Below are 23,414 nucleotides of genomic sequence, written 5' to 3'. Positions count from 1 at the left end.
GGCGGCCGGTCCTCACCGGTCCGGCCGCCGGAGGCGGGACCTCACCGCGTCTCGGCGATGAAACCGCGCAGGACCGCCGACAGCTCCTCAGGCCGGTCCTCGGCGATCAGCGTGCAGCTGTCCTCGATCTCGACGAGCCGCCCCTGCGGCAGTACGTCGGCCAGCCTGCGCCCGTGCGCGCGGCATCATCCGGTCCTCCGTCGCCCACACCACGAGCGCCGGCTTGTCGAACTTCCGCAGGCCGTCCACCGCTTCGAGCAGCTCGGTCCTGCGTACGCCCCGGTTGTCCCGGCGGAAGTCGGCACGGATCGCGGGTTCGGTCAGGAGCGGCCGCAGCCAGCCGTCGAGGATCTCGTCGGGTACGGGCCGCTTGGCGACGGAGTCCGGGGTGAGCGGCACGTCCGGGCGCATGGGGATGCGGTGCGCGCCGTACGGCAGGGTCGGAGCGAGGACCCGGTGGTCCGCGCGCAGGTCGGCGACCACCTTGCGCCACACCGTCGCGTCGTGGACCAGACCGTGGAGCAGGACGACGACGGGACCCGGCCCGCCGGTGTCCTCGTACGCGACGGTCCCGGCGGTGAGTTGGATCTCGGGCATGGCCGTGCCTCCCTCTCGGCACGAGGGAGGCTATCGGCACACGGTCGCCCCCGGCGCCGGGTCACGGCAGTACGGCCACCCCGTCGAGTTCGACCAGCGCCCGCTCGTCCCACAGGCGGACCGCGCCGATCACCGCCATGGCGGGGTAGTCGCGGCCCGCCAGCCTGCTCCAGACGCGGCCCAGTTCGGGGGCGTGCGCGCGGTAGTCGGCGACGTCGGTGGCGTAGACGGTGACGCGGGCGAGGTCGGCGGGGGCTCCGCCCGCCGCGTGCAGCGCGGTGAGGAGGTTGCCGAGCGCCTTCTCGAACTGGGCCGGGAGCGTGTCCCCGACGACCTTGCCCTCCGTGTCGAGCGCGGTCTGCCCCGCCAGGAAGACCAGTTGGGACCCGGTGGCGGTGACGGCGTGCGAGAAGCCGGAGGGCGGCGAGAGCTCGGCCGGGTTGACGCGCTGGAGCTGGTGCGGGCGGTGCGAGTGGTGAGGGTGGTGCGTGGTCATCGGTACAGCTCCTTCGCGATGATCGTGCGCTGGACCTCGGTCGCGCCTTCGTAGATACGCGGGGCGCGCACCTCCCGGTAGAGGTGTTCGAGCAGGTGGCCGCGCTGGAGCGCGCGGGCCCCGTGCAACTGGACGGCCGCGTCGACGACGTACTGGGCGGTCTCGGTGGCGAAGAGCTTGGCCATCGCGGCGCTCCGGGGGACGCCGGGGGCGCCCGCGTCGTACGCGGCGGCGGCGGCGTACACGAGCAGCCGCGCGGCCTCCGTGCGGGTCGCCATCTCGGCGACCTGGTGGGCCACCGACTGGAGGTCCTTGAGGAGGCCGCCGAAGGCGGTCCGGTTCGCGGTGTGCGCGAGGGTCGCGTCGAGGGCGGCCTGGGCCATGCCGACGGCGAAGGCGCCGACGCTGGGGCGGAAGAGGTTGAGGGTGTCCATCGCGACGCGGAAGCCTCGGTCCACCTCGCCGATCACATCGGCGCGGGTGACGGGCACGCCCTCGAAGGCCAGCGCGCCGATGGGGTGCGGCGAGAGCATGTCGAGCGCCGTGCCGGTCAGGCCGGGGCGGCCGGCGGGGACCAGGAACGCGGTGACGCCGCGGGCCCCCGCGCCCTCGGTGGTCAGCGCGAACACGGTGTAGAAGTCGGCCTCCGGCGCGTTGGAGATCCAGAGCTTCTCACCGAACAGGCGCCATCCGTCACCCTCCGGTACGGTCTTGAGCGAGAGCGCCGCGGCGTCCGATCCCGCGCCCGGCTCGCTGAGCGCGAAGGCGGCGATCGCCCGCCCCGCGGTCACTTCGGGCAGCCAGCGCGCCCGCTGGGCGTCCGTGCCCGCCCTGGCCACGGGACTGGCGCCGAGCCCCTGGAGGGCGAGGGCGGTCTCGGCCTCGGTGCACGCGCGGGCGAGGGATTCCCGCATCAGGCACAGGTCCAGCGCCCCCGAGTCGAACAGCCGCGCCAGCAGGCCGTGTTCGCCGAGTGCGGCGACCAACGGGCGGTTCACCCGGCCCGGTTCCCCCTTCTCGGCGAGAGGGCGCAGATGGTTCGCAGCCAGGGCGCGAAGCCGCTCGCACCACTCCTGCTGCTGAGGTTCCAGCGCGAATCCCGGCATGTCCTCGCCTCACTCTTATCGCGAACCGTTGACTGTCGTCACCCAAACGATACGCTCAAGAGGCGACAAGGGGGCGATCCCGTCATGGAGCTGAAGACCTCAGCGCACATCGATACCTTTCCCCGCGACCAGCTTCCGCCCGCGCATCAGTGGCCGCAGCTGCTCTTCGACCGTCCGGAGCTGCTCTATCCCGACCGGCTCAACTGCGGGGCGGAGCTCCTGGACCGTACGGTCGAGCGCTTCGGCCCGGACCGGCCGGTCTTCCGCACCGCCGCGGGCGAGGTCTGGACGTACGGTGAACTGCTCGGCCGCGTCGACCGGATCGCGCACGTCCTCACCACCGACCTGGGCGTCGTGCCCGGCAACCGCGTGCTGCTGCGCGGCCCCACCACACCGTGGCTGGCGGCCTGCTGGCTCGCGGTGATGAAGGCGGGCGCGGTGGCGGTGACGGTGCTGGCGCAGCAGCGGGCGTCCGAGCTGGCGATCATGTGCGAGATCGCGCGCGTCGGCCACACCCTGTGCGACGTACGGGCCGTCGACGACCTGGTGAAGGCCGAGGTGCCGGGCCTGCGCGTCACGGCGTACGGCGGTGACGCGCCCGACGACCTGCTGCGGGCGGCGGCCGGCAAGCCGTCGCGGTACGCCGCCGTGGAGACGTCCGCCGACGACGTGGCGCTGATCGCCTTCACCTCGGGTACGACGGGGCGGCCGAAGGGCTGCATGCACTTCCACCGGGACGTGCTGGCCGTCGCCGACGCCTTCTCGCGCCATGTCCTGCGGCCCCGGCCCGACGACGTCTTCGCGGGCAGTCCGCCGCTCGGTTTCACCTTCGGACTCGGTGGTCTGGTGATCTTCCCGATGCGGGCGGGCGCGTCGGCGCTGCTGCTGGAACAGGCGGGGCCGAAGCAGTTGCTGCCCGCCCTGGCCGAGCACCGGGTGTCGGTGCTGTTCACCGCCCCGACGGCGTACCGCTCGATGCTGGAGGGTCTCGACGGGCACGACCTGAGCGCCCTGCGCCGCTGTGTGTCGGCCGGCGAGAACCTGCCCGCCGCGACCTGGCGGGCCTGGCACGAGCGCACCGGGGTGCGCATCATCAACGGCATCGGCGCGACCGAGCTGCTGCACATCTTCATCTCGGCGGCGGACGAGGCGGCCCGGCCGGGGACCACGGGCGTGCCCGTGCCGGGCTGGGAGGCGCGGGTGGTCGACGCGACGGGCACGCCGGTGCCCGACGGCGAGCCCGGCCTGCTGGCGGTGCGCGGGCCGGTGGGCTGCCGCTACCTGGGGGACGACCGCCAGACGGAGTACGCGAGGAACGGCTGGAACGTCACCGGCGACACGTACGTGCGCGAGCCCGACGGCTACTTCCGGTACGTCGCCCGGGCCGACGACATGATCATCTCCGCCGGGTACAACATCGCGGGCCCCGAGGTCGAGGACGCGCTGCTGCGCCATCCGGACGTGGTCGAGGCGGCCGTGGTGGGCCGCGGCGACGAGCGGCGCGGCCAGGTGGTGGTGGCGTACGCCGTGCTGCGCGACGGGGTGGCGCGCGACGGGGCGACCGTGGCGCGGCTGCGCGACTTCGTGAAGGCCGAGCTGGCGCCGTACAAGTGCCCGCGCGGCATCGTCTTCCTGGACGCCCTTCCCCGTACGCCGACCGGCAAGCTCCAGCGCTTCCGGCTGCGGGCGGCCGTAGAGTGATCACGTGGCCGAGCAGCACACCCCTCGTTCCCTGATCGTCTCCCTCTACGGCGCGTACGGACGCACTCCCGGCGGAGGCGGGGCGCCCATGCCGGTCGCCGAGCTGATCCGCCTGCTGGCGGCGGTCGGGGTCGACGCGCCGTCGGTGCGCTCGTCGGTCTCCCGGCTCAAGCGCCGCGGGCTGCTCGTGGCCGCCCGTACGCCGCGGGGCGCGGCCGGGTACGCGCTGTCCGAGGACGCCCACCAGCTCCTGGACGACGGCGACCGGCGCATCTACGACCGCCCCGCGCCGAAGCTCGCCGAGGGCTGGGTGCTGGCGGTCTTCTCGGTGCCGGAGTCGGAGCGGGCCAAACGCCACGTCCTGCGCTCCCGCCTCGCCCGTCTCGGCTTCGGTTCGGCGGCGCCGGGGGTCTGGATCGCCCCGGCGCGGCTGTACGAGGAGACCCGGCACACGATGGAGCGCCTCCAGCTGTCCCCGTACGTAGACCTGTTCCGCGGCGAGCACCTCGGCTTCGCGGCGACGGAGGAGGCGGTGGCGCGCTGGTGGGACCTGGCGGCGATCGCCAAGCAGCACGAACAGTTCCTGGACCTGCACGAGCCGGTGCTGCGGGCCTGGGTGGCGCGGGACAGGCGGCAGGCGGATCCGGAGGCAGGAGGCGGCACCGCCGGCGGCTCGCTGTCCGCCGACCCGGAGCACGCCTACCGGGACTACCTCCTGGCGCTCGACTCCTGGCGCCGCCTGCCGTACGCCGACCCGGGCCTGCCGGCCGAGCTGCTGCCGGCCAACTGGCCGGGGGCGCGCTCGGCGGCGGTCTTCGCGCAGCTGCACGCGCGGTTGCGGGACGCGGGGGCGGAGTTCGTGCGCGGGGGCGGGGACCCGGACGGCGACGGCGGAGGGTGAGAGCGCGGCCGCCGAAAAGCGCGTGACGGTGGTCCGCGCGGCCGGGCACGATGGGGCATGCCCTGGACCTTCACGGACGACCTCGACACCTACCTGGCCACCGCGGGCTCCGTCGTCGCCGCGCGGCCCGTGCGGAACACCCTGCTGCTGACCGTGGCCGACGCACTGCGGCGGCGCGGGAGCGACGCGTACGGCGAAGGCACCCCGCGCTTCGGCTGGTGGCGCGGCGCGGACAGCCGCGTGGCCGGGGCGCTGCTGTGGACGCCACCGCACGCGGTGCTGGTGGGGACCGTGCCGCCGGAGGCGGTGGCGCCGCTGGCCGAGGCGTGCGCGGAGCTCGGCGGCCCCGCGGTCAACGCGGAGCGGGGCACGGCCGAGGCGCTGGCGGCGCGGTGGCGGCGTACCGGCGCGGGAGTCGCGACCGTACAGGAGCAACGCCTCTACCGACTGGGTGAGTTGACCCCGCCGGACCCGGCGCCGCCGGGCCGGGCCCGGGTGGCGACGGCGGCCGACCGGGCGCTGCTGGTCGCGTGGGTGAACGCCTTCCGCCGGGAGGTCGGTCACCCGGTGGCCGGGGCGGGGCGGGCCGTGGACGACCGGATCGCGTACGGCGGCCTGACCGTGTGGGAGCACGACGGCGTGCCGGTGTCGATTGCGGGCGTCACCCGCCCGGCGGCGGGCACGGTGCGAGTGGCGCCGGTCTACACGCCGCCGCGGCGGCGGGGACGGGGGTACGCGGCAGCGGTCACGGCGTCGGTGAGCGGGGCGGCGCGGGCGGCCGGGGCGGGCGAGGTCCTGCTGTTCACCGACCTCGCGAACCCGACGAGCAACAAGGTGTACCAGCGCGTCGGCTACCGCGCGGTGGCGGACCGGGTGGAGATCGCTCCGACGGCCTGACCGCCCGCGGGGCGCGCCCCGCCGCGCTGGGCCGGTCGCCCGCCGCGGCCCCGGCTCAGCCCAGGCTCAGCCGGGGCTTCGGCGCGTCGGTCCGGCCCGTCGCAGGGGCGCGGCTGCCCGCCCGGTACGGCAGGGGCCAGGGCGCGCCCGGTCCCGCGTACCCCTGCTCCGCCGCCGCGTGCAGCGTCCACTGCGGGTCGTAGAGGTGCGGCCGCGCCAGCGCACACAGGTCCGCGCGCCCCGCGAGCAGCAGTGAGTTCACGTCGTCCCAGGAGGAGATCGCCCCGACGGCGACGACCGGCACCCCCAGCGCGTTGCGGATGCGGTCCGCGTACGGCGCCTGGTAGGAACGCCCGTACTCGGGCGCCTCGTCCGCCACGACCTGCCCGGTCGACACATCGATCGCGTCGGCCCCGCGCGCGGCGAATGCCCGCGCGATCTCCACGGCGTCCTCCATCGTCGTACCGCCCTCCACCCAGTCCGTGGCGGAGATGCGGACCGTCATCGGCCGGGACCGCGGCCACGCCTCGCGCACCGCGTCGAAGACCTCCAGCGGGAACCGCAGGCGTCCGGCGAGGGAACCGCCGTAGGCGTCGGTCCGTCGGTTGGTGAGAGGGGAAAGGAAGCCGGACAGCAGGTAGCCGTGCGCGCAGTGCAGTTCGAGGAGGTCGAAGCCGCAGTCGGCCGCCCGCCGCGCCGCCGACACGAACTGCTCGCGGACGCGCGCGAGCCCGTCCGCGTCGAGCGCGCGCGGGACCTGGTTGACTCCCGCCCGGTACGGCAGCGCGGACGCCGCCGCGACCGGCCAGTTGCCGTCGTCCAGCGGCTGGTCGATGCCCTCCCACATCAGCCGGGTCGAGCCCTTGCGCCCGGAGTGGCCGAGCTGGACACCGACCGCCGTACCGGGCGACTGCGCGTGGACGAAATCGGTGATCCGGCGCCAGGCGGCGGCCTGTTCGGCCGTGTAGAGACCGGCGCAGCCCGGCGTGATGCGGCCTTCCGGGCTGACGCACACCATCTCGGTCATCACCAGCCCCGCGCCCCCGAGCGCCCGCGCGCCCAGATGGACGAGGTGGAAGTCGCCGGGGACGCCGTCGACCGCCGAGTACATGTCCATGGGGGACACGACGACCCGGTTGCGCAGGGTCAGGCCGCGCAGCCTGAAGGGCGTGAACATCGGCGGCGTACCGGAAGGGCAGCCGAAGTCCTCTTCCACGGCGCCGGTGAAGCCGGGGTCGCGCAGCCGCAGGTTGTCGTGCGTGACGCGGCGGCTGCGGGTGAGCAGGTTGAAGGCGAACTGCCGTGGCGGCTGGTCGAGGTACGTCGCGAGGTCCTCGAACCAGCGCAGGCTGGCGGCGGCCGCGCGCTGCGTGGACGCGACGACCGGACGCCGCTCGGCCTCGTACGCGGCCAACGCGGCCGGCAGATCGGGCTGCTCCTCGACGCACGCGGCCAGCGCCAGCGCGTCCTCGACGGCGAGCTTGGTGCCCGATCCGATGGAGAAGTGGGCGGTGTGGGCGGCGTCGCCGAGCAGGACCGTGTTGCCGTGGCTCCAGCGGTCGTTGACGACGGTGCGAAAGGCGGTCCACGACGAGTTGTTGCCGCGCAGCGCCCTGCCGCCGAGCGCGTCGGCGAAGTACTTGGCGCAGCGCTCGGTGGACTGCGCCGCGTCGCAGCGGTCGAGGCCGGCGGCCCGCCAGACCTCCTCGCGCATCTCGACGATGACGGTCGACGCGTCCTTGGCGTAGGGGTAGCCGTGCAGCTGCATGACGCCGTGTTCCGTCTCGGCGATCTCGAAGCGGAACGCGTCGAACGCGAAGTCGGCGGCGAGCCAGATGTAGCGGCAGCGGTGAGTGGTGACGCGAGGGGCGAAGACATCGGCGTACGCCGCCCGGGTGAGGCTGTGCACGCCGTCCGCCGCGACGACCAGGTCGTACGCCGCGGAGAGCTCGGCGGCCGGCGGCGCCTCCTCGCGGACGCGCAGGCGGACGCCGAGGGAGCGGCAGCGCGCGTGCAGGATCTCCAGGAGCCGGCGGCGGCCGAGGGCGGCGAACCCGTGGCCGCCGGAGGTCAGGGTGCGGCCGCGGTGGACGATGTCGATGTCGTCCCACCGTACGAACTCGTCCTGGAGCGCGCGGTGGACGACGGGGTCGGCGTGCTGGATGCCGCCGAGGGTCTCGTCGGAGAGGACGACCCCGAACCCGAAGGTGTCGTCGGGGGCGCCGCGCTCCCAGACGGTGACGTCCCGCGCGGGGTCGAGCCGCTTGAGCAGGGCCGCCGCGTACAGCCCTCCGGGCCCCCCGCCCACGACGGCCACCCGCAACGCGCGGCGCATCGTCAGCGCCCCCGCCACTTCGGGGGGCGCTTCTCGGTGAAGGCCGCGTGGAACTCGGCGTAGTCGTCGCCGTTCATCAGCAGCGCCTGGGTCGCCGCGTCCATCTCGACGGCGGCGGCGAGCGGCATGTCCAGCTCGGCGGTGAGCAGTGCTTTCGTCTGCGCGTACGCCAGGGCCGGGCCGTCGGCGAGGCGGCGGGCCAGCTCGGCGGCGCGGGCGTCGGCCTGCCCCTCGTCCGTCATCTCGCTGATCAGACCGATCCGCTCCGCCTCGGGGGCGCGCACCGGCTCCCCCAGCATCAGCAGGCGCGTCGCGTGCCCGAGCCCGACCACGCGCGGCAGCAGGTACGCCGCGCCCATGTCGCCGCCCGAGAGGCCGACCTTGGTGAAGAGGAACGCGAAGCGGGCGGAGGGGTCAGCGACCCGGAAGTCGGCGGCCAGGGCGAGCACGGCGCCGGCGCCCGCCGCCACCCCGTGCACGGCCGCGATCACCGGGAAGGGGCATTCCCGCAGCGCCCGCACGACCTGCCCGGTCATCCGGTTGAAGTCGAGGAGCTGTGCGGTGTCCATGGCGAGCGTGGCGCCGATGATCTCGTCGACATCGCCGCCGGAGCAGAAGCCGCGCCCCTCGCCGCCGAGGACCAGGGCGCGCACGGAGCGCTCGCGGGCCAGCTCGGCGAGGAGGTCGCGCAGGTCGGCGTACGCCCCGAAGGTGAGCGCGTTGAGTTTCTCGGGCCGGGCGAGGGTGACGGTCGCGACGCCGTCCTCTACGGTCACCCGCAGGTGGTGCCACTGCGGGGTGCGCGATGCGGAGCTGGGAAAGGGGCTCATCGGGGCGGGGCCTCCTTCAGCCGTGCGGCTGTCGTCTGCCTCTCGAAGGTATCACCCTTGTGTGACTGTCGTCAGGATGGCGCGATAAAGGGCGAAGGTCACCGCGCGGTGTGGCGTACGTCCCGCACCGGACCGCCGGGCGGCACTTCGCGTGATCTCGTTGAAGTTCGTACGGTTGACAGGACGACCGCCCGCCAGCTCCCCGGAAGGGGCATCACGCCGTGCAGGAAACGGAGAACCCCGACCGCTCCTCCTGGCGCGTCGCACTGCCGCACACCACCGCCGCGGTGCCGGTCGCGCGCGTCCCGTCGAGCTGGCGGTGGAGCTGACCGCGACCGGCTGCCAGGTCGAGGTGCACGACCACGACCCGGCCGCGCCGGGCGGCCTGGACCCAGGCGCGGGCCACGAGCCGCCCGACCCCTGGCAGGAGCACGGCCGCGGGCTGCTGCTCGTGCGTACGCTCAGCTCCGCCTGCGGACACCGCCGCACCGAGCGCGGCCAGGCCGTCTGGTTCACGCCGCGCCCCGCACGGCCCCCGCACCCTGCCGAGCGCGGGGGCCGTGCGGGGCGCGGCGGGCCGGGCTACGCGGCGGCGGCCGGCCCGGCCAGCGTGGCGACCAGCACCGCCTTGATCGTGTGCATACGGTTCTCGGCCTCGTCGAAGACGACCGAGTGCGCCGATTCGAAGACCTCGTCGGTGACCTCCAGCTCGGTGAGGCCGTACTGCGCGTGGATCTCGCGGCCGACCTTGGTGCCCAGGTCGTGGAAGGCCGGCAGGCAGTGCAGGAACTTCACGTCCGGGTTCCCGGTGGCGCGCAGTACGTCCATGGTCACGGCGTACGGACCGAGCAGCTCGATGCGCTCGGCCCAGACCTCCTTGGGCTCCCCCATCGACACCCAGACGTCGGTGGCGACGAAGTCGGCGCCCAGGACGCCCTCGGAGACGTCCTCGGTGAGGGTGATGCGCGCGCCGCTCACCTCGGCCGCCTTGCGGGCCCGCGCGACGACCTCCTCGGCCGGCCAGTACGCCCGGGGCGCGACGATCCGTACGTCCATGCCGAGCAGCGCGCCGGTGACCAGGTAGCTGTTGCCCATGTTGAAGCGCGCGTCGCCCAGGTAGGCGAACGCGATCCGATCCAGCGGCTTGGCGCAGTGCTCGGTCATGGTCAGCACGTCGGCGAGCATCTGCGTGGGGTGCCAGTCGTCGGTCAGCCCGTTGAAGACGGGGACGCCGGCGTACGCCGCCAGCTCCTCGACGGCGGCCTGGCTGTCCCCGCGGTACTCGATGCCGTCGAACATCCGGCCCAGGACACGCGCCGTGTCCTTCACCGACTCCTTGTGCCCCATCTGGGATCCGGAGGGGTCGAGGTACGTCGTCGACGCCCCCTGGTCGGCGGCGGCGACCTCGAACGAGCAGCGCGTGCGGGTCGACGTCTTCTCGAAGATCAGCGCGATGTTCCGGCCGCGCAGCCGCGGCGTCTCCCTGCCGGCCTTCTTGGCGGCCTTGAGCTCGGCGGCCAGGTCGATCAGGCTCCGGAACTCCTCGGCGGTGAAGTCCAGCTCCTTGAGGAAGTGGCGGCCTGCGAGATCTGTCGCCATGGTGGCTGCTCCTGGGTCGGTCGCGGAAGCGGGGTCGATGAAACTATATACAGACGAGCGCATCACTATACAGCCTCGCGTTCGACCGGACAGCTCATGCACCGGGGGCCTCCCCGCCCCCTGCCCAGCTCGCTGCCCCGGATCTCGATGACCTCGATGCCTTCCTTGCGCAGGTGGGTGTTGGTGGTGACGTTGCGCTCGTACGCCACCACGACGCCGGGCTCGACCGCCAGCACGTTGCAGCCGTCGTCCCACTGCTCCCGCTGCGCCGCGTGCACGTCCTGGACGGCGGTCAGCACCCGGATGCCGTCGAGGCCGAGCGCGGCCGCGATGGCCTTGTGCATGTGCTCGGGCGGATGATCGGTCACCTTCAACTCACGTTCCCCGACGCCCGGTTCGATGGTGTACGAGCGGAGCATGCCGAGCCCGGCGTACTGCGTGAAGGTGTCGCCGTCGACCATGGTCATCACGGTGTCGAGGTGCATGAACGCCCGGTGCTTGGGCATGTCGAGCGCCACGATGGTGGTGGCCGAGCCCGCCGCGAAGAGCCCGCGGGCGAGCATTTCCACGGCCTGCGGGGTGGTGCGCTCGCTCATCCCGATCAGTACGGCGCCGTTCCCGATGACCAGGACGTCGCCGCCCTCGATCGTGGAGGGATAGTCGGGCTGGCCCTCCGACCAGTGGTGGAACGCGCCGGCCTCCGGACTGCTGAAGAGCGGATGGTGCTTGTAGATCGCCTCGAAGTGGACGGTCTCGCGCTGGCGGGCCGGCCAGCGCATCGCGTTGATGGACACGCCGTCGTAGATCCACGCCGAGGTGTCGCGGGTGAACAGGTGGTTCGGCAGCGGCTCGATCAGGAAGTCGTCCAGGTCCATGACGTGGAAGCGGACCGAGGTCGGCTCGGGGTGCTCCACCAGGAACTCGCGCTTCGTCATGCCCCCGACGAGCGCCTCGACCAGATCGGCCACGGGCAGGTCGTCGAAGGCCTGGCGCAGGTGCCCGGTGGCCAGCGGCCCGTACTCCTTCTCGTCGAAGACCCGGTCCAGGACGAGGTTCCTGGCCGCCGGGATCTCCAGCGACTCGCGCAGCAGATCACCGAAGAGGTGCACCTCGACGCCCCGGTCGCGCAGGACGTCGGCGAATCCGTCGTGCTCCTGGCGCGCGCGCCGCACCCACAGCACGTCGTCGAAGAGCAGCGCGTCCTTGTTGCCGGGGGTGAGGCGTCTCAGCTCAAGGTCCGGCCGGTGGAGGATGACGCGGCGCAGACGCCCGGTCTCGGAATCGACATGGAATCCCATGGCTCCATCCTGGCCGAGCGCGGGCGCACGCGCGTCCGTATGGCGCCCCCGGTTCGAAGCGATCACGATTTCTCACCGGGGGCGTGGCCGCCGACGGGTCGGCGGCCAACTCCGGGGCCGCACCGCATCACAGCCGGGGGTCGACCGGCTCCGACTCCAGCGCCAGGACGGCGAACACGGCCTCGTGGATCCGCCACAGCGGCTCCCCCTCGGCCAGCCGGTCCAGCGCCTCCAGGCCCAGCGCGTACTCGCGCAGGGCGAGCGAGCGCTTGTGGCCGAGGAAACGGTTGCGCAGCTTCTCCAGCTGCTCCGGGCGCGTGTACTCGGGACCGTAGATGATCCGCAGGTACTCGCGGCCGCGCACCTTGATGCCCGGCTGCACGAGCCGGTTCTTCCCGTCCCGGACCAGTGCCTGGACCGGCTTGACGACCATGCCCTCGCCGCCCCGGCTGGTCATCTCCAGCCACCAGTCGATGCCGGCCCGGACGGACTCCGGGTCGCCGGTGTTGACGATCAGCCTCCGGGTGGTCTGCAGGAGTGCGGTCGGGTCGTGCTCGACCAGCCGGTCCAGCCAGGCCAGCTGCTCGTCGTGCGGCACGCCCGCGAGCGAACGCCCTTCGACGGCGAGCAGCTGGAACGGCGCCAGCCGCACGCCCTCCAGGCCCTCGGTCGGCCAGCAGTAGCGCCGGTAGGCGTCCGTGAACGCGGCCGCGTCGCGGGCCCGTTCGCGCTGCGTCGCCAGCAGCCCCTGGACGTCGACCCCGCGCGCGGCCGCCCCTTCGAGGGCCGCGACCGCTCCGGGGAAGACGGCACGCGCCGCCGCCCCGACGGCGGCGTACTGGTGGCGCAGCAGCCCGGACGCCTTGAGCGACCAGGGCATCAGCTCCGCGTCGAGCAGCAGCCAGTCGGTCCGCAGCTCCTCCCACAGACCGGCCTCTGTCACGGCGGTGCGCAGCCGGCCGAGGATCAGCTCGGTGGTCGTCCCGTCGTCGAAGAACGGGCGGCCGGTGCGGGTGTGGACGACCCCGGTGGGACCGTCCGCACCGAACCGCTCGCGCGCCACGTCCGCGTCCCGGCAGACCAGCGCCACCGCACGCGAGCCCATGTGCTTCTCCTCGCACACGACCCTGCCGACACCGTCGGCCCTGTACGTCGCGAAGGCCTCGGCGGGGTGCTCCAGGTAGCCCTCGACGTGCGAGGTGCCGGTCGGGGACATCGTCGGCGGCAGGTAGGTGAGCAGGCGCGGGTCCACGGCGAAGCGGCTCATCACTTCGAGCGCCGCCGCCGCGTTCTCCTCGCGTACCGCGACCCGCCCCATCTGCCGGGTCTCGACGACCCGTCGGCCGTGCACGTCGGCGAGGTCCAGCGGACGGCCGTCGTGCCCGCCGGGCGCCTCCGTGGTGAGCGGCTTGGCCGGTTCGTACCAGACCTTCTCGGCCGGTACGTCGACCAGCTCGCGCTCCGGCCAGCGCAGGGCGGTCATCTTCCCGCCGAACACCGCGCCGGTGTCGAGGCAGATGGTGTTGTTGATCCAGGAGGTGTTGGGGACGGGGGTGTGGCCGTAGACGACGGCGGCACGGCCCCGGTAGTCCTCGGCCCACGGGTAGCGCACGGGCAGGCCGAACTCGTCGGTCTCGCCGGTCGTGTCGCCGTACAGCGCGTGCGAACGGACGCGGCCGGACGTGCGGCCGTGGTACTTCTCCGGCAGGCCGGCGTGGCACACGACGAGGTTGCCGCCGTCGAGGACGTAGTGGCTGACGAGGCCGTCGATGAAGTCGCGCACCTGCTCCTTGAAGGAGTCGTCCTCCTTCTCCAGCTGCTCGACGGTCTCCGCGAGTCCGTGGGTGTGCTGGACGTTCCTGCCCTTGAGATAACGGCCGAGCTTGTTCTCGTGGTTGCCCGGCACGCACAGCGCGTCGCCGGAGGCGACCATGCCCATCACGCGGCGCAGCACGCCGGGGCTGTCCGGGCCCCGGTCCACGAGGTCGCCGACGAAGACGGCCGTACGCCCCTCGGGGTGCGACCCGTCGACGTAACCGAGCTTGCCGAGCAGGGTCTCCAGCTCGGAACGGCAGCCGTGGATGTCGCCGATGATGTCGAAGGGGCCGGTGAGGTGGGTGAGGTCGTTGTAACGGCGCTCCAGCACGACTTCGGCGGCGTCGACCTCCTCCACGCTGCGCAGGACGTGCACCTTGCGGAAGCCCTCGCGCTCCAGGCTCCGCAGCGAACGGCGCAGCTCGCGCCGGTGCCGCTGGATGACGTGGCGGGGCATGCCCGCCCGGTCGGGTCGTACGGCGTTGCGCTCGGCGCAGACCTCCTCCGGCAGGTCGAGGACGATCGCGATCGGCAGCACGTCGTACTTCCTGGCCAGCTGGACGAGCTGCTTCCTGCTCTCCGGCTGCACGTTGGTCGCGTCGACGACGGTGAGCCGTCCGGCCTCCAGGCGCTTGCCCGCGATGTAGTGCAGGACGTCGAAGGCGTCACGGCTCGCGCTCTGGTCGTTCTCGTCGTCGGCGACCAGGCCGCGGCAGAAGTCGGAGGAGACGACCTCGGTGGGCTTGAAGTGACGCCGGGCGAAGGTGGACTTGCCCGATCCGGTGGCGCCGACGAGGACCACGAGGGACAGGTCGGTGACGGGAAGCGTGCGGGGTGCGGTGCTCATGCGGCTTTCGCCTCCTTCTCGTCCTGCGGGGTGGTCTGCTCGCTCCGGCCGTCCCGGCGGCCCTGCTTGTCGCGTCCGTCACCCGGCTTGTCCTGGGTGGTCCTGGTGAACACGGCCATCTGGGTCGGCGGGCCCACCTCGGGGTCGTCCGGCCCGACGGGGACGAACTCCACGCCGTACCCGTGCCGTGCGGCCACCCGCTCGGCCCAGGCCCGGAACTCCGCGCGCGTCCACTCGAAGCGGTGGTCGCCGTGCCGTACGTGCCCGGCGGGCAGGCTCTCCCAGCGCACGTTGTACTCGACGTTCGGCGTCGTCACGAGCACGGTACGCGGCCGCGCCGAGCCGAACACGGCGTACTCCAGGGCCGGCAGCCGCGGCAGGTCGAGGTGCTCGACGACCTCGCTGAGCACGGCCGCGTCGTACCCCGTGAGCCGCTTGTCGGTGTACGTGAGCGAGCCCTGCATCAGCTTCACGCGCTCGGCCTGCCGCTCGCCCAGCCGGTCGATCTTCAGCCGCCGCGAGGCGATGGTGAGCGCGCGCATGGACACGTCCACGCCGACGATCTCGGTGAACTTCACGTTCTTGAGCAGCGCCTGCACCAGCTGGCCCTGTCCGCAGCCAAGGTCGAGCACCCGGCTCGCCCCGGCCGCGTCCAGCGCCCGGAGGATGGCGTCCCGGCGCTGCACGGCGAGCGGCACGGGTCGCTCGTCGGTGTCCGTCGTCTCGTCGACGGCGTTGTCGATCTCCTCGACCTCCAGGTCGTCGGCCTCGGCCAGCCGCACCAGTTCGAGACGCTCCATGGCCTGCCGGGTCAGGCTCCAGCGGCGCGCCAGGTAGCGGCTGGTGATCAGCTTCTGCTCGGGGTGCTCGGCCAGCCAGCCCTCACCGGCCCGCAGCAGCTTGTCCACCTCGTCGGGCGCGACCCAGTAGTGCTTCGAGTCGTCCAGGACCGGCAGCAGGACGTACAGCTGCCGCAGCGCGTCGGCGAGCCGCAGCTCGCCCTCCAGCACGAGCTGTACGTACCGCGAGTCGCCCCACTGCGGGAACTGCTCGTCCAGCGGCACCGGCTGGGCCGACACCGTCGTCCAGCCCAGTGGCGCGAACAGCTTCGCCACCAGCTCGGCGCCGCCCCGGGCGGGCAGCGCGGGCACCTCGACGCGCAGCGGCAGCGGGGCCGCGGCTCGCTCGGGCCGCGCGGAGCACACGCCCTGGAGGGCGGTCTTGAAGACCGTGCTCAGGGCGACGGCGAGCAGCGACGACGCGGCGTACGGCCGGTCGTTGACGTACTGCGCGAGCGCGGAGTCGGGCGAGCCGCCGCGCCCCTTGCCCTTGCCGCGCCGCACGAGCGCCACAGGGTCCACCTCCAGCAGGAGCGCGGCCGTGCACCGCTCGACGGACGCCTCGGGGTAGAGGACGTGCGCCGTGCCGTGAGAAGTGGAGAACGTCTGCGCCTTGTCGGGGTGCTTGTGCAGCAGAAAACCGAGGTCGGTCGCGGGACGCTCCTGGTTGCCGGTAGTACTGATCGTCAGGAACACGCGTCCGAGTATCGTCGCCCCGGCCCGTCCCCGACCAGGGGTTTAAGCCACCGTTCCGGCCAGCCGCGCCAGCTCCGCGATCTCGGCGGGCCCGACCCGGCAGCAGCCGCCCACCAGCCGGGCCCCGGCGGCCCGCCACTCGCGCACCCGCCCCGGGTCGTACGTGGCCCCGCCGCGCCACCTCCTCCCCTCCGCGTCCCACCGCTCCCCGCTGTTCGGGTAGACGACGACCGGCTTCCCGGTCACCGAGGCCGCCGGCTCCACGGCGGCGTCCACGTCGCGCGGCTCGCAGCAGTTGACCCCGACGGCGATCACCTGGTTGTTGCCCGCCGCCAGGGCGAAGGCGGCGTCCAGCGGCTGGCCGGCCCGGGTCCGCCCGCCCGCGACGGTGTAGGAGAGCCAGACCGGCGTCCCGGCTCCCTCGACGGCCCGCAGCAGCGCCTCGGCCTCGTCGGTGTCCGGCACCGTCTCCAGCGCCAGCACATCGGGGGCCGCCGCGACGAGCGCCTCCACCCGCGGCCGGTGGAACCGCTCCAGCTCCCGCACCGACAGCCCGTACCTGCCCCGGTACTCGCTGCCGTCGGCCAGCATCGCCCCGTACGGCCCGACCGAGGCCGCCACCCAGACCTCCTGGCCCACGGACTCCCCCGCCGCACGCGCCAGTTCGACGCTCCGCCCCAGCAGCGCCGCCGCCTCGCTCCGGCCCGTCCCCCGCCGCGCGAAGCCCTCGAACGTCGCCTGGTAGCTGGCGGTGATCAGCACCTGGGCACCGGCCCGTACGTAGGCCGCGTGCGCCGCCTCGATCTGGTGCGGCCCGTCGGCGAGCAGCCGCGCCGACCACAGCGCGTCGGACAGGTCGCAGCCCTGCGCCTTCAGCTGGTTGGACAGACCGCCGTCGAGTACGACGGCCCCCGGGGCATCGGCTCCGAGCACGGCGGCGAGCGGACGGTCGGGCTTCACGGCGGCACTCCTTCACTCGTCGGGCGCCGGCGCTGGAACGCCCGGCGTCCGGCACTCGGCGTTTTCCGGTCCGGCGGCATCCGGCCGGCTGCCCCTGGTCGGCTGCGTGGTCGGCTGCCCCTGCTCAGCGGCCACTGGTCAACTGCGACTGGACCTGCGAGGAGATCAGCTCCAGGTGTTCGAGGTCGTCCAGGTCCAGCATCTGGAGGTAGATCCGCGACGCGCCGATCGCGGCGTACTGGCCGATCTTGTCGACCACCTCGGCGGGCGAACCGGCCAGCCCGTTCGCCTTGAGCTCCTCCACGTCCCGCCCGATGGCCGCGGCCCGGCGCGCCACCTCCGCGTCGTCCTTGCCGACGCACGCCACCAGCGCGTTGGAGTACACCAGGTCGTCCGCCTTGCGTCCGGCCTGCTCCGCAGCCGCTCGGACCCGCCCGAACTGCCGCTCGCTGTCCTCCAGCGAAGCGAACGGGATGTTGAACTCGTCGGCGTACCGCGCGGCCAGCCGCGGCGTACGGACCGCGCCGTGCCCGCCGATCAGCACGGGCACCTTCGCCTGGGCGGGCTTGGGCAGCGCGGGCGAGTCGGTCAGCTGGTAGTACGTCCCGTCGTAGCTGAACGTCCGGCCGGTCTCGGTCGCCCACAGGCCGGTGACGATCGCGAGCTGCTCCTCCAGCCGGCCGAACTTCTCCTTGGGGAACGGGATGCCGTACGCCCGGTGCTCCTCCTCGAACCAGCCGGCTCCCAGGCCCAGTTCGACCCGGCCGCCCGACATCTGGTCGACCTGCGCGACCTGGATGGCCAACACACCCGGCAGCCGGAAGGTGCCCGCGGTCATCAGGGTGCCGAGCCTGATCCGCTTGGTCTCGCGGGCGAGCCCGGCCAACGTGATCCAGGCGTCGGTCGGCCCGGGCAGGCCGTCGCCCGATCCCATGCGCAGGTAGTGGTCGGAACGGTAGAAGGCGTCGAAGCCGAGGTCCTCGGTCGCCTTGGCGACGGTGAGCAGGGTGTCGTAGCTCGCCCCTTGCTGGGGCTCCGTGAAGATTCGAAGATCCATGCCTCCATCCTGCACCGTGACACCGCCGTCAACCCCACCTCCCGTATCCGGCCCGAGCCTGCCCGGTCGGGTGAACTTGCGCCGGCCGGCGGCCCGCGCACGGCCTCGCCAGTGACCGCCGCGCGGAGCGGTCGTTGGCTCGGGCGGAGCCGGACCGCCCGGCCCTCGCGCCGGCGGCCGCTGCCGGCGCGCCGTACGCAGCGCCGCTCTCCCCCCGCGGGGAGGGCCAGGGCCGAGGAGGCCGCCATGTCCCAGGAAGCCGAACCAGAACAGGCCGACCGAACCGAGACGCCAGTACCGCGACAGCCGACGCGGCAGGGAACGGGAGCGGCCACGGGCCTGCTCCAGCAGATGGAGGAACTGATGGCGGCGCTGAACGCCGACCTCTCGCAGCTCGACGCCGACCTCCAGGCCACCGCCGGCCGCCCGCCGGCCCCCGCGACCGGCGGCGCGGACGGCTGACGGCGTCATGACGGCTCCGCCGCCGAGTCCCAAGCAGCACTGCGCCGTCTGTCCTGCTCCCGCACCGTGAACCGGCGTAACAGACCGCGCACCCGGTCACTGGACTCGTCGGCCGCGTCGATGCCCTCGATGCACTGCCAGTAGAGAGCCTCCTCGTCGGTGGCGCACGCGACCCCGACCAGCGCGATGCCCACCTCGCCGAGCAGCGCGCCCAGACCGGTCAACGCGGTCCGCGCGTCCGTCACCTGCGTCATCTGCGCCGCCCGCGGCCGGGCGTCCCGAGGCGGTCCCCCGGCGCCGTCCATGCCCTCGGCCCAGAGCGCGGGGATGTCGAACGCCCCGCACCCCCGGCCGCCCGTCTCGCTCAGCCCGCGCGCCTCGCCTCTCAGCTCGGCCGGACCGGTCAGCGCCAAGTGCCCGCCGATCGCCTGGGTCAGGGCCTGCGCCTGCCAGGCCTCCACCAGAATGTCCCGCGCCGCCCGGCTCCGCGCGAGTGCGTGCCGGCTCTGCCCGATGAGCCTCACCGCGTCCATGCGCCGCCCCCGTCCTCACCATGGCCCGCTCTTTCGCGTACCGTCACCCGTCCACTACCCAGAGTGAGGGCATGGGGCCCGGAAAGCCAGGGCTATGGCGAAATCTGTGGACAGAAAAGCAGTTTTGGATAATTTCATCACTCCGGAGAGTAACGACCCTTGTTCTCCGGCACCGGAAAGCGCAGTTCGTTCCGGTCGATCTTGGCCGCCAGCACCTCCAGCACGTCGATCCCCAGCACCTCACTGAACTGCAGCAAGTACGCCAGGACGTCCGCGACCTCGTCCGCCACCCGGTGCGCGGACCGTGGATCCTCCATCACCCCGGCCGATTGTTCGGGCGTCAGCCACTGGAAGATCTCCACCAGTTCGGACGCCTCCACGCTCAGCGCCACGGCGAGGTTCTTCGGCGTGTGGTACGGCTCCCACCCCCGGGCCGCCGCGAATTCGGCCAGTCGCCGCTGCAATTGCGCCAGATCCAGTTCAGTCACGGCCCAGGTCTACCACCGCCACCCCGTCCACTCCACGCGCGTACGCCGCCGAGGTGTCCGTGACCGTCCCCACCAGCCTCATGTGCCCCTCGGCGCAGACGGACGCCGCCAGTGCGACCAGTTCCCGCGTCTGCCGCCCGTCCAGGCACCGGTCGAAGCCGTCCGCGAGGACCGTCAGCGCCTGCAGGGCGGCGGGCACTTCGGCGGCGGGGTCCACGGCCAGTACGCCCGGCCCGGTCAGCAGCACCAGCGCGAGCGCCAGATACCGCAGCTCGCCGTCCCCCAGCCGTTCCACCGGCGTGGCCCACGGGCCGCCCCGGCCCACCAGCGCCCGCACCCTGCCGTCCGCCAACTCCTCCACCGTCAGCGCCTCCACCGGACCCGGGCACCCCGACCGGACCGTCGCCGCCAGTCGCGCGTGGCGCTTCGCGCACTGGCGGTGCGTACGCCACAGCACCTCGGCCAGGTTGTCGCAGCCGCGCCGCAGCCGGGCGTCGCCCACCGCCACCGGCTCCCGCATGCCCGACGGCTGCGGATCGCACGCGAACACCGAACGCAGCGCCAGAACCACTTGTTCCGCCGCCGCCAGCACCCGTAACTGCCCCGCCGTCTTCCCCGCCACCCGCAGCGGAAGCAGCGCCGTACCGAGCACGTCGTCGGGCAGCGGCGCCTTGGTCACCGGCGCGGCGCCGGCCGTGTACCAGGCCGCCTGGACCGTACTGCGCCCCGGATCGCGCAGCGCGGTGGTCAGCAGCGTCTGCCCGTCGCAGGTCAGCCGCTCGCCGACGACGCGCAGTTCGGGTTCGGCCTGGACGGCCAGATCGAGGCGGACCCGACCGGCGGGCCCCTCGACGGTGCAGCCGATCCTGAACCCCCGCCGCCCCTGGGCATCCGGCTCCGCCCGCTCCGGGACGCATCCCGCGGGGTCCCGGAACACCTCGCCCAGCCCGGCGCCCCCACCGAGCCGGGCCAGCGCCTCGTACGCCTCCAGCACGCTCGACTTGCCGCTGCCCGCCGCCCCCGCGAACAGCGTCACCGGGCCGACCGGGAAGACGGCGCCGCGGTGCGACCGGAAGGCCGAGAGCCGCAGTTCGGTGACCGCGGGCACGCCGCGGCCGTCGCTCCACGGCGCCGGCGGTACGGGAACGGCGGGCGGCACGGGAACGGCGGGCGGCACCGCGGATGCGGGAAGTACGGATGCTGCTGCGGATGCTGGGGGTCCCGGGGTCGCCCTCGGGGAATCGGCGGTCATGGCCCGGACGGTACGCAGCACTTCGCCGGGCGAACCGTTACGCCTGAATTACCTTCCTACGATTGGGGGACGGCGGCCGCCTCGGCCCCCTCGACCTCCATACCGGACGGCGACAGCAGGAAGACGTTCCGGTCGACCCGGTGCATGCCGCTGCCGAGGCCGAAGACGACACCGCTGCTGAAGTCCAGGATGCGTTTGGCCACATCGGCGTCCGCCGCCGTCAGGTCCAGGAGTACCGGCACCCGCGCGATCAGGTACTCCGCGACCTCACGGGCGTCGGAGAACACCTGCACGCGCAGCACGATCATCCGCCGCTGGTCGGCGGCCGCCTCCTCCTGCGGCATCGTCCGGTGATCGACCATCGAGGGCCACTCGTTCCCGCTGCGCAGCGGCACGACCTGAGCGAGCCCGGCCCACTGTTCGTCGGTGACGTCGTACCTGCTCACCGGACCACTCCGCTCACGTGCTGTGTCTGCATCGGGCCATCTTCCCGCGCCTCACCCGTTCGGCCCAACAACGACACGGCCGGGATGGGCCGCGAAATGTCCCCGTTGCCCCGCAGGAAGCCCGCCGGCCCGTCAGCCCCGCTCGGTGTCGAGCCGGATCTCGGTCACCTCGCTCCCGTTCAGCCCTATCCGCACGTACGCGTGGCAGGTCCACTGCGCGGTGGCCGGCTCGTCGCTCAGGACGAGCGGCAGGCCGCGGTCGCGGCCGTCCGGGAGGAAGGCCACGGCGTCCGGGCAGGCGAGCAGCGCCACGGTGACCACCCCCCGCTCGCCGTGCCCCAGCCGGACCGGGGTACGGAACCCGATCGTCGTCGTCGGGGCCTGCTTCCATCCGGTCCGCCACGCCTGGAGCCGGGCGGTGGGCGCGTGCCAGAAGGCTTCGAACCGCGGGGCCATGGCTCACACGCTCCGCTTCTCGGAGTCCTCCACGTGCAGCAGGTGGGTCGCCCGCAGGCGCCCTTGCCGGTCCGAGGACCGGGCCATGCTCCAGAGGTACTGCACCGGACCGATGTTGCGGGTGAGGGACCAGACGAGGATGCCGGCGGGCAGCAGGACCAGCTCGGCCGGGCGCAGCGCCGGCAGCGGGCGGCCCAGCAGCCGCGCCGCCCGGCGGACGAGCCAGGCGGACAGCGCGGCGTTGAGGAAGGGCAGGACCGCGAGCACCGGCCGGCCGAGGGCGACGGCCGCTCCCAGCAGGATCCAGTACGGAACGGGCCCGAGCAGGAAGCAGCCCGCGCTCCGGTACACGGAGGCCAGGCGGCTCAGTTCGAACCGCCACGGCTGGGCCGCGCGGTCCTCCGGCAGGAGCCAGTGGAACTGCAGGACATCGATCATCCCGGAGTACCAGTACCGCTTCTGAGCGGTCACGGCGGTGGCGGTCGTGGGGTGCTCGGTGTCCTCCAGTACCGGCACGACCTGGACGGGGACACGGCGCAGCGCGAGACGGAAGCCCAGTTCGAGGTCCTCGCAGGGGGTCGCCGTGCTGAACCCGCCGGCGTCCAGGGCCGTGTCCAGTCGCAGGGCCAGTCCGTGGCCCTTCAGGTGGTACGAGTGGCCGAGCGGGCCGCGTCTGCGCGACGCGCTGTTGCGCCGGTGGAGGTCGTACTCGAAGCCGAACGCCCAGCGTGTCTGGTAGTACGCGGCTCCGACGGCGTACCAGCGGCCCGGGCCCGTCATCTCGTCCATGGTGCGCAGGGAGAGGAAGTTGATCTGGGCGACGGCCGGGAGCGAGCGCGCCACCAGGGTGTCGCCGAGGGCCTGGACGGAGTCCGGCGCAGCGGTGGAGCCGGCGTTGCAGACGACGACGTACGTCTCCTCGGGGCGGCCGGCCACCGACCCGGCGACCGTGCGCATGCCCGTGTTGAACGCGGCCGCCATGCCGGGCACGTCGCTGCGGTCCATGACGCACGCGGCGCCCGCGAAGCGCGCGCAGAGCGCCTCGGCCACCGTGTGGGCGGCCGTACCCCTGCCTGCCTCACCCCGATCGCCTGGACATGAACGCGTTCAACCCGGCATGGTCGCGGTAGGCGCACCGGTCGCCCGTCCGCGCGGCGGCGAAGTACCGTGTGGGTATGGCTTCGACAGGCCGAAGACGGGGGTCGCAACGATGACGAACGGAGTCCGGGCGCAGCAGCGGGAGGAGACGCGTCGCACCTTGCTGCGGGAGAGCCGGCGCCTCTTCTCGACCCTGGGTTACGCCTCTGTGGGCCTGTCGGAGATCGTCCGGGCCGCCGGGGTGACCAAGGGCGCTCTGTACCACCACTTCGGCAGCAAGGCCGAGCTGTTCCGGGCCGTGCTGGAGCAGGTGCAGCAGGAGGTCGCCGCGCACATCGCGGCCACGGCGGACGCGCGGGAAGACGCGTGGGACCAGCTCACCTCCGGCTGCCAGGCGTTCCTGAGCGCCTCCACCGACCCCGCGCTCCAGCGCATCATGCTCGTCGACGGGCCGGCGGTGCTCGGCTGGCGGGACTGGCGGGCCATGAACGAGGCCACGTCCGGCCGCCATCTGGCCGAGGCGCTCACCGTCCTGATCCGGGAGGGCACCATCCCCGCGCAGCCGGTCGCGCCGCTCACGCACCTGCTGTCGGGGGCGATGAACGAAGCGGCGCTGTGGCTGGCGGCGTCGCAGAGCTCCGCCGATCTGGCGGACACCCGGCAGGCGCTGGCACGGATGCTGGAAGCACTGCGCGCGAAGTGACC

At 73.3% G+C, this 23,414-nt stretch carries 21 protein-coding genes and 2 pseudogenes; 6 read left to right on the top strand and 17 right to left on the bottom strand.

Features of this window, described 5'->3' with window-relative positions; genetic code table 11:
* Nucleotides 1–41: 41 nt before the first annotated feature.
* The 3 genes and pseudogenes from IE185_RS10855 to IE185_RS10845 all read right to left on the bottom strand — a co-directional run bounded on the left by IE185_RS10855 (nucleotide 42) and on the right by IE185_RS10845 (nucleotide 2,199).
* Nucleotides 42–597 (bottom strand): annotated as a pseudogene (locus IE185_RS10855) (alpha/beta fold hydrolase).
* Between the two features lie 61 nt (nucleotides 598–658).
* Nucleotides 659–1,093, bottom strand: coding sequence for a RidA family protein (locus IE185_RS10850; protein WP_138893965.1), 435 nt, complete (start codon nucleotides 1,091–1,093; stop codon nucleotides 659–661).
* Complete coding sequence (locus IE185_RS10845) at nucleotides 1,090–2,199, bottom strand: acyl-CoA dehydrogenase family protein (RefSeq protein ID WP_138893966.1); 1,110 nt, start codon at nucleotides 2,197–2,199, stop codon at nucleotides 1,090–1,092. Before IE185_RS10845 ends, IE185_RS10850 begins: the two co-directional genes overlap by 4 nt.
* An 84-nt stretch (nucleotides 2,200–2,283) precedes the next feature.
* On the opposite strand from IE185_RS10845, the gene IE185_RS10840 reads away from it, so the two are divergent.
* The 3 genes from IE185_RS10840 to IE185_RS10830 are packed head-to-tail and all read left to right on the top strand — an operon-like array spanning nucleotide 2,284 to nucleotide 5,698.
* Entirely contained in the window at nucleotides 2,284–3,900 is a 1,617-nt protein-coding gene (locus tag IE185_RS10840; protein ID WP_138893967.1) for an AMP-binding protein, read from the top strand.
* Nucleotides 3,901–3,904: 4 nt separating this feature from the next.
* Nucleotides 3,905–4,801: a PaaX family transcriptional regulator gene (locus tag IE185_RS10835; RefSeq protein WP_189715066.1), complete on the top strand. Its 897-nt coding sequence runs from the start codon at nucleotides 3,905–3,907 to the stop codon at nucleotides 4,799–4,801.
* A 57-nt stretch (nucleotides 4,802–4,858) separates the two neighbouring features.
* Nucleotides 4,859–5,698: a GNAT family N-acetyltransferase gene (locus IE185_RS10830; protein WP_189715064.1), complete on the top strand. Its 840-nt coding sequence runs from the start codon at nucleotides 4,859–4,861 to the stop codon at nucleotides 5,696–5,698.
* A gap of 55 nt (nucleotides 5,699–5,753) precedes the next feature.
* Here the strand turns inward: IE185_RS10830 and IE185_RS10825 are convergent, their stop codons facing one another.
* Nucleotides 5,754–8,033 carry a bifunctional salicylyl-CoA 5-hydroxylase/oxidoreductase gene (locus IE185_RS10825; protein ID WP_138896483.1) on the bottom strand — a complete coding sequence of 760 codons (2,280 nt, stop codon included), beginning with the start codon at nucleotides 8,031–8,033 and terminating at the stop codon, nucleotides 5,754–5,756.
* Nucleotides 8,034–8,035: 2 nt separating this feature from the next.
* Entirely contained in the window at nucleotides 8,036–8,863 is an 828-nt protein-coding gene (locus IE185_RS10820) for an enoyl-CoA hydratase family protein (protein ID WP_138896482.1), read from the bottom strand.
* Nucleotides 8,864–9,084: 221 nt separating this feature from the next.
* On the opposite strand from IE185_RS10820, the pseudogene IE185_RS10815 reads away from it, so the two are divergent.
* Nucleotides 9,085–9,407 (top strand): annotated as a pseudogene (locus tag IE185_RS10815) (ATP-binding protein); the annotation flags it as partial.
* A 38-nt stretch (nucleotides 9,408–9,445) separates the two neighbouring features.
* Here IE185_RS10815 and argF read toward each other — a convergent pair.
* The 6 genes from argF to IE185_RS10785 form a co-directional block, all read right to left on the bottom strand.
* Nucleotides 9,446–10,462 carry an ornithine carbamoyltransferase gene (gene argF / locus IE185_RS10810; RefSeq protein WP_138896481.1) on the bottom strand — a complete coding sequence of 339 codons (1,017 nt, stop codon included), beginning with the start codon at nucleotides 10,460–10,462 and terminating at the stop codon, nucleotides 9,446–9,448.
* Between the two features lie 65 nt (nucleotides 10,463–10,527).
* Nucleotides 10,528–11,760 (bottom strand): arginine deiminase, encoded by a 1,233-nt coding sequence (locus IE185_RS10805; RefSeq protein ID WP_138896480.1) that lies wholly within the window; start codon nucleotides 11,758–11,760, stop codon nucleotides 10,528–10,530.
* Between the two features lie 127 nt (nucleotides 11,761–11,887).
* Complete coding sequence (locus tag IE185_RS10800; RefSeq protein WP_138896479.1) at nucleotides 11,888–14,422, bottom strand: polynucleotide kinase-phosphatase; 2,535 nt, start codon at nucleotides 14,420–14,422, stop codon at nucleotides 11,888–11,890.
* Nucleotides 14,419–15,957, bottom strand: coding sequence for a 3' terminal RNA ribose 2'-O-methyltransferase Hen1 (locus tag IE185_RS10795; RefSeq protein WP_138896478.1), 1,539 nt, complete (start codon nucleotides 15,955–15,957; stop codon nucleotides 14,419–14,421). The genes IE185_RS10800 and IE185_RS10795 overlap by 4 nt, the downstream gene beginning before the upstream one ends.
* A gap of 42 nt (nucleotides 15,958–15,999) precedes the next feature.
* Complete coding sequence (gene mmuM, locus IE185_RS10790; RefSeq protein ID WP_189715062.1) at nucleotides 16,000–16,917, bottom strand: homocysteine S-methyltransferase; 918 nt, start codon at nucleotides 16,915–16,917, stop codon at nucleotides 16,000–16,002.
* A 124-nt stretch (nucleotides 16,918–17,041) separates the two neighbouring features.
* On the bottom strand, nucleotides 17,042–17,974 hold the full coding sequence (locus tag IE185_RS10785; protein WP_138898765.1) for an LLM class F420-dependent oxidoreductase: 933 nt from the start codon (nucleotides 17,972–17,974) through the stop codon (nucleotides 17,042–17,044).
* 246 nt (nucleotides 17,975–18,220) lie between these two features.
* On the opposite strand from IE185_RS10785, the gene IE185_RS10780 reads away from it, so the two are divergent.
* On the top strand, nucleotides 18,221–18,436 hold the full coding sequence (locus IE185_RS10780) for a hypothetical protein (RefSeq protein ID WP_138898764.1): 216 nt from the start codon (nucleotides 18,221–18,223) through the stop codon (nucleotides 18,434–18,436).
* A 5-nt stretch (nucleotides 18,437–18,441) separates the two neighbouring features.
* Here IE185_RS10780 and IE185_RS10775 read toward each other — a convergent pair whose 3' ends face one another.
* From IE185_RS10775 to IE185_RS10750, 6 genes are all read right to left on the bottom strand, one after another.
* Nucleotides 18,442–18,969: a DUF6099 family protein gene (locus IE185_RS10775; RefSeq protein WP_138898763.1), complete on the bottom strand. Its 528-nt coding sequence runs from the start codon at nucleotides 18,967–18,969 to the stop codon at nucleotides 18,442–18,444.
* A gap of 137 nt (nucleotides 18,970–19,106) precedes the next feature.
* On the bottom strand, nucleotides 19,107–19,457 hold the full coding sequence (locus IE185_RS10770; protein ID WP_138898762.1) for a nucleotide pyrophosphohydrolase: 351 nt from the start codon (nucleotides 19,455–19,457) through the stop codon (nucleotides 19,107–19,109).
* Nucleotides 19,450–20,709, bottom strand: coding sequence for an AAA family ATPase (locus tag IE185_RS10765; RefSeq protein ID WP_189715060.1), 1,260 nt, complete (start codon nucleotides 20,707–20,709; stop codon nucleotides 19,450–19,452). The genes IE185_RS10770 and IE185_RS10765 overlap by 8 nt, the downstream gene beginning before the upstream one ends.
* A gap of 56 nt (nucleotides 20,710–20,765) precedes the next feature.
* Nucleotides 20,766–21,155: a cell division protein SepF gene (locus IE185_RS10760; RefSeq protein ID WP_138908536.1), complete on the bottom strand. Its 390-nt coding sequence runs from the start codon at nucleotides 21,153–21,155 to the stop codon at nucleotides 20,766–20,768.
* A gap of 132 nt (nucleotides 21,156–21,287) precedes the next feature.
* Nucleotides 21,288–21,611 carry a hypothetical protein gene (locus IE185_RS10755; protein ID WP_138896747.1) on the bottom strand — a complete coding sequence of 108 codons (324 nt, stop codon included), beginning with the start codon at nucleotides 21,609–21,611 and terminating at the stop codon, nucleotides 21,288–21,290.
* A gap of 3 nt (nucleotides 21,612–21,614) precedes the next feature.
* Complete coding sequence (locus tag IE185_RS10750; protein WP_138896746.1) at nucleotides 21,615–22,661, bottom strand: glycosyltransferase family 2 protein; 1,047 nt, start codon at nucleotides 22,659–22,661, stop codon at nucleotides 21,615–21,617.
* 160 nt (nucleotides 22,662–22,821) lie between these two features.
* On the opposite strand from IE185_RS10750, the gene IE185_RS10745 reads away from it, so the two are divergent.
* Nucleotides 22,822–23,412 carry a TetR/AcrR family transcriptional regulator gene (locus tag IE185_RS10745; RefSeq protein ID WP_138896745.1) on the top strand — a complete coding sequence of 197 codons (591 nt, stop codon included), beginning with the start codon at nucleotides 22,822–22,824 and terminating at the stop codon, nucleotides 23,410–23,412.
* Nucleotides 23,413–23,414 lie beyond the last annotated feature (2 nt).

Origin of the sequence: Streptomyces chryseus (genome assembly GCF_014650755.1) — a bacterium.
Taxonomy (GTDB): Bacteria; Actinomycetota; Actinomycetes; order Streptomycetales; family Streptomycetaceae; genus Streptomyces; species Streptomyces chryseus.
The sequence above is the reverse complement of the archived record's forward strand: the minus strand, read 5'-3'. Positions and strand labels throughout refer to the sequence as shown.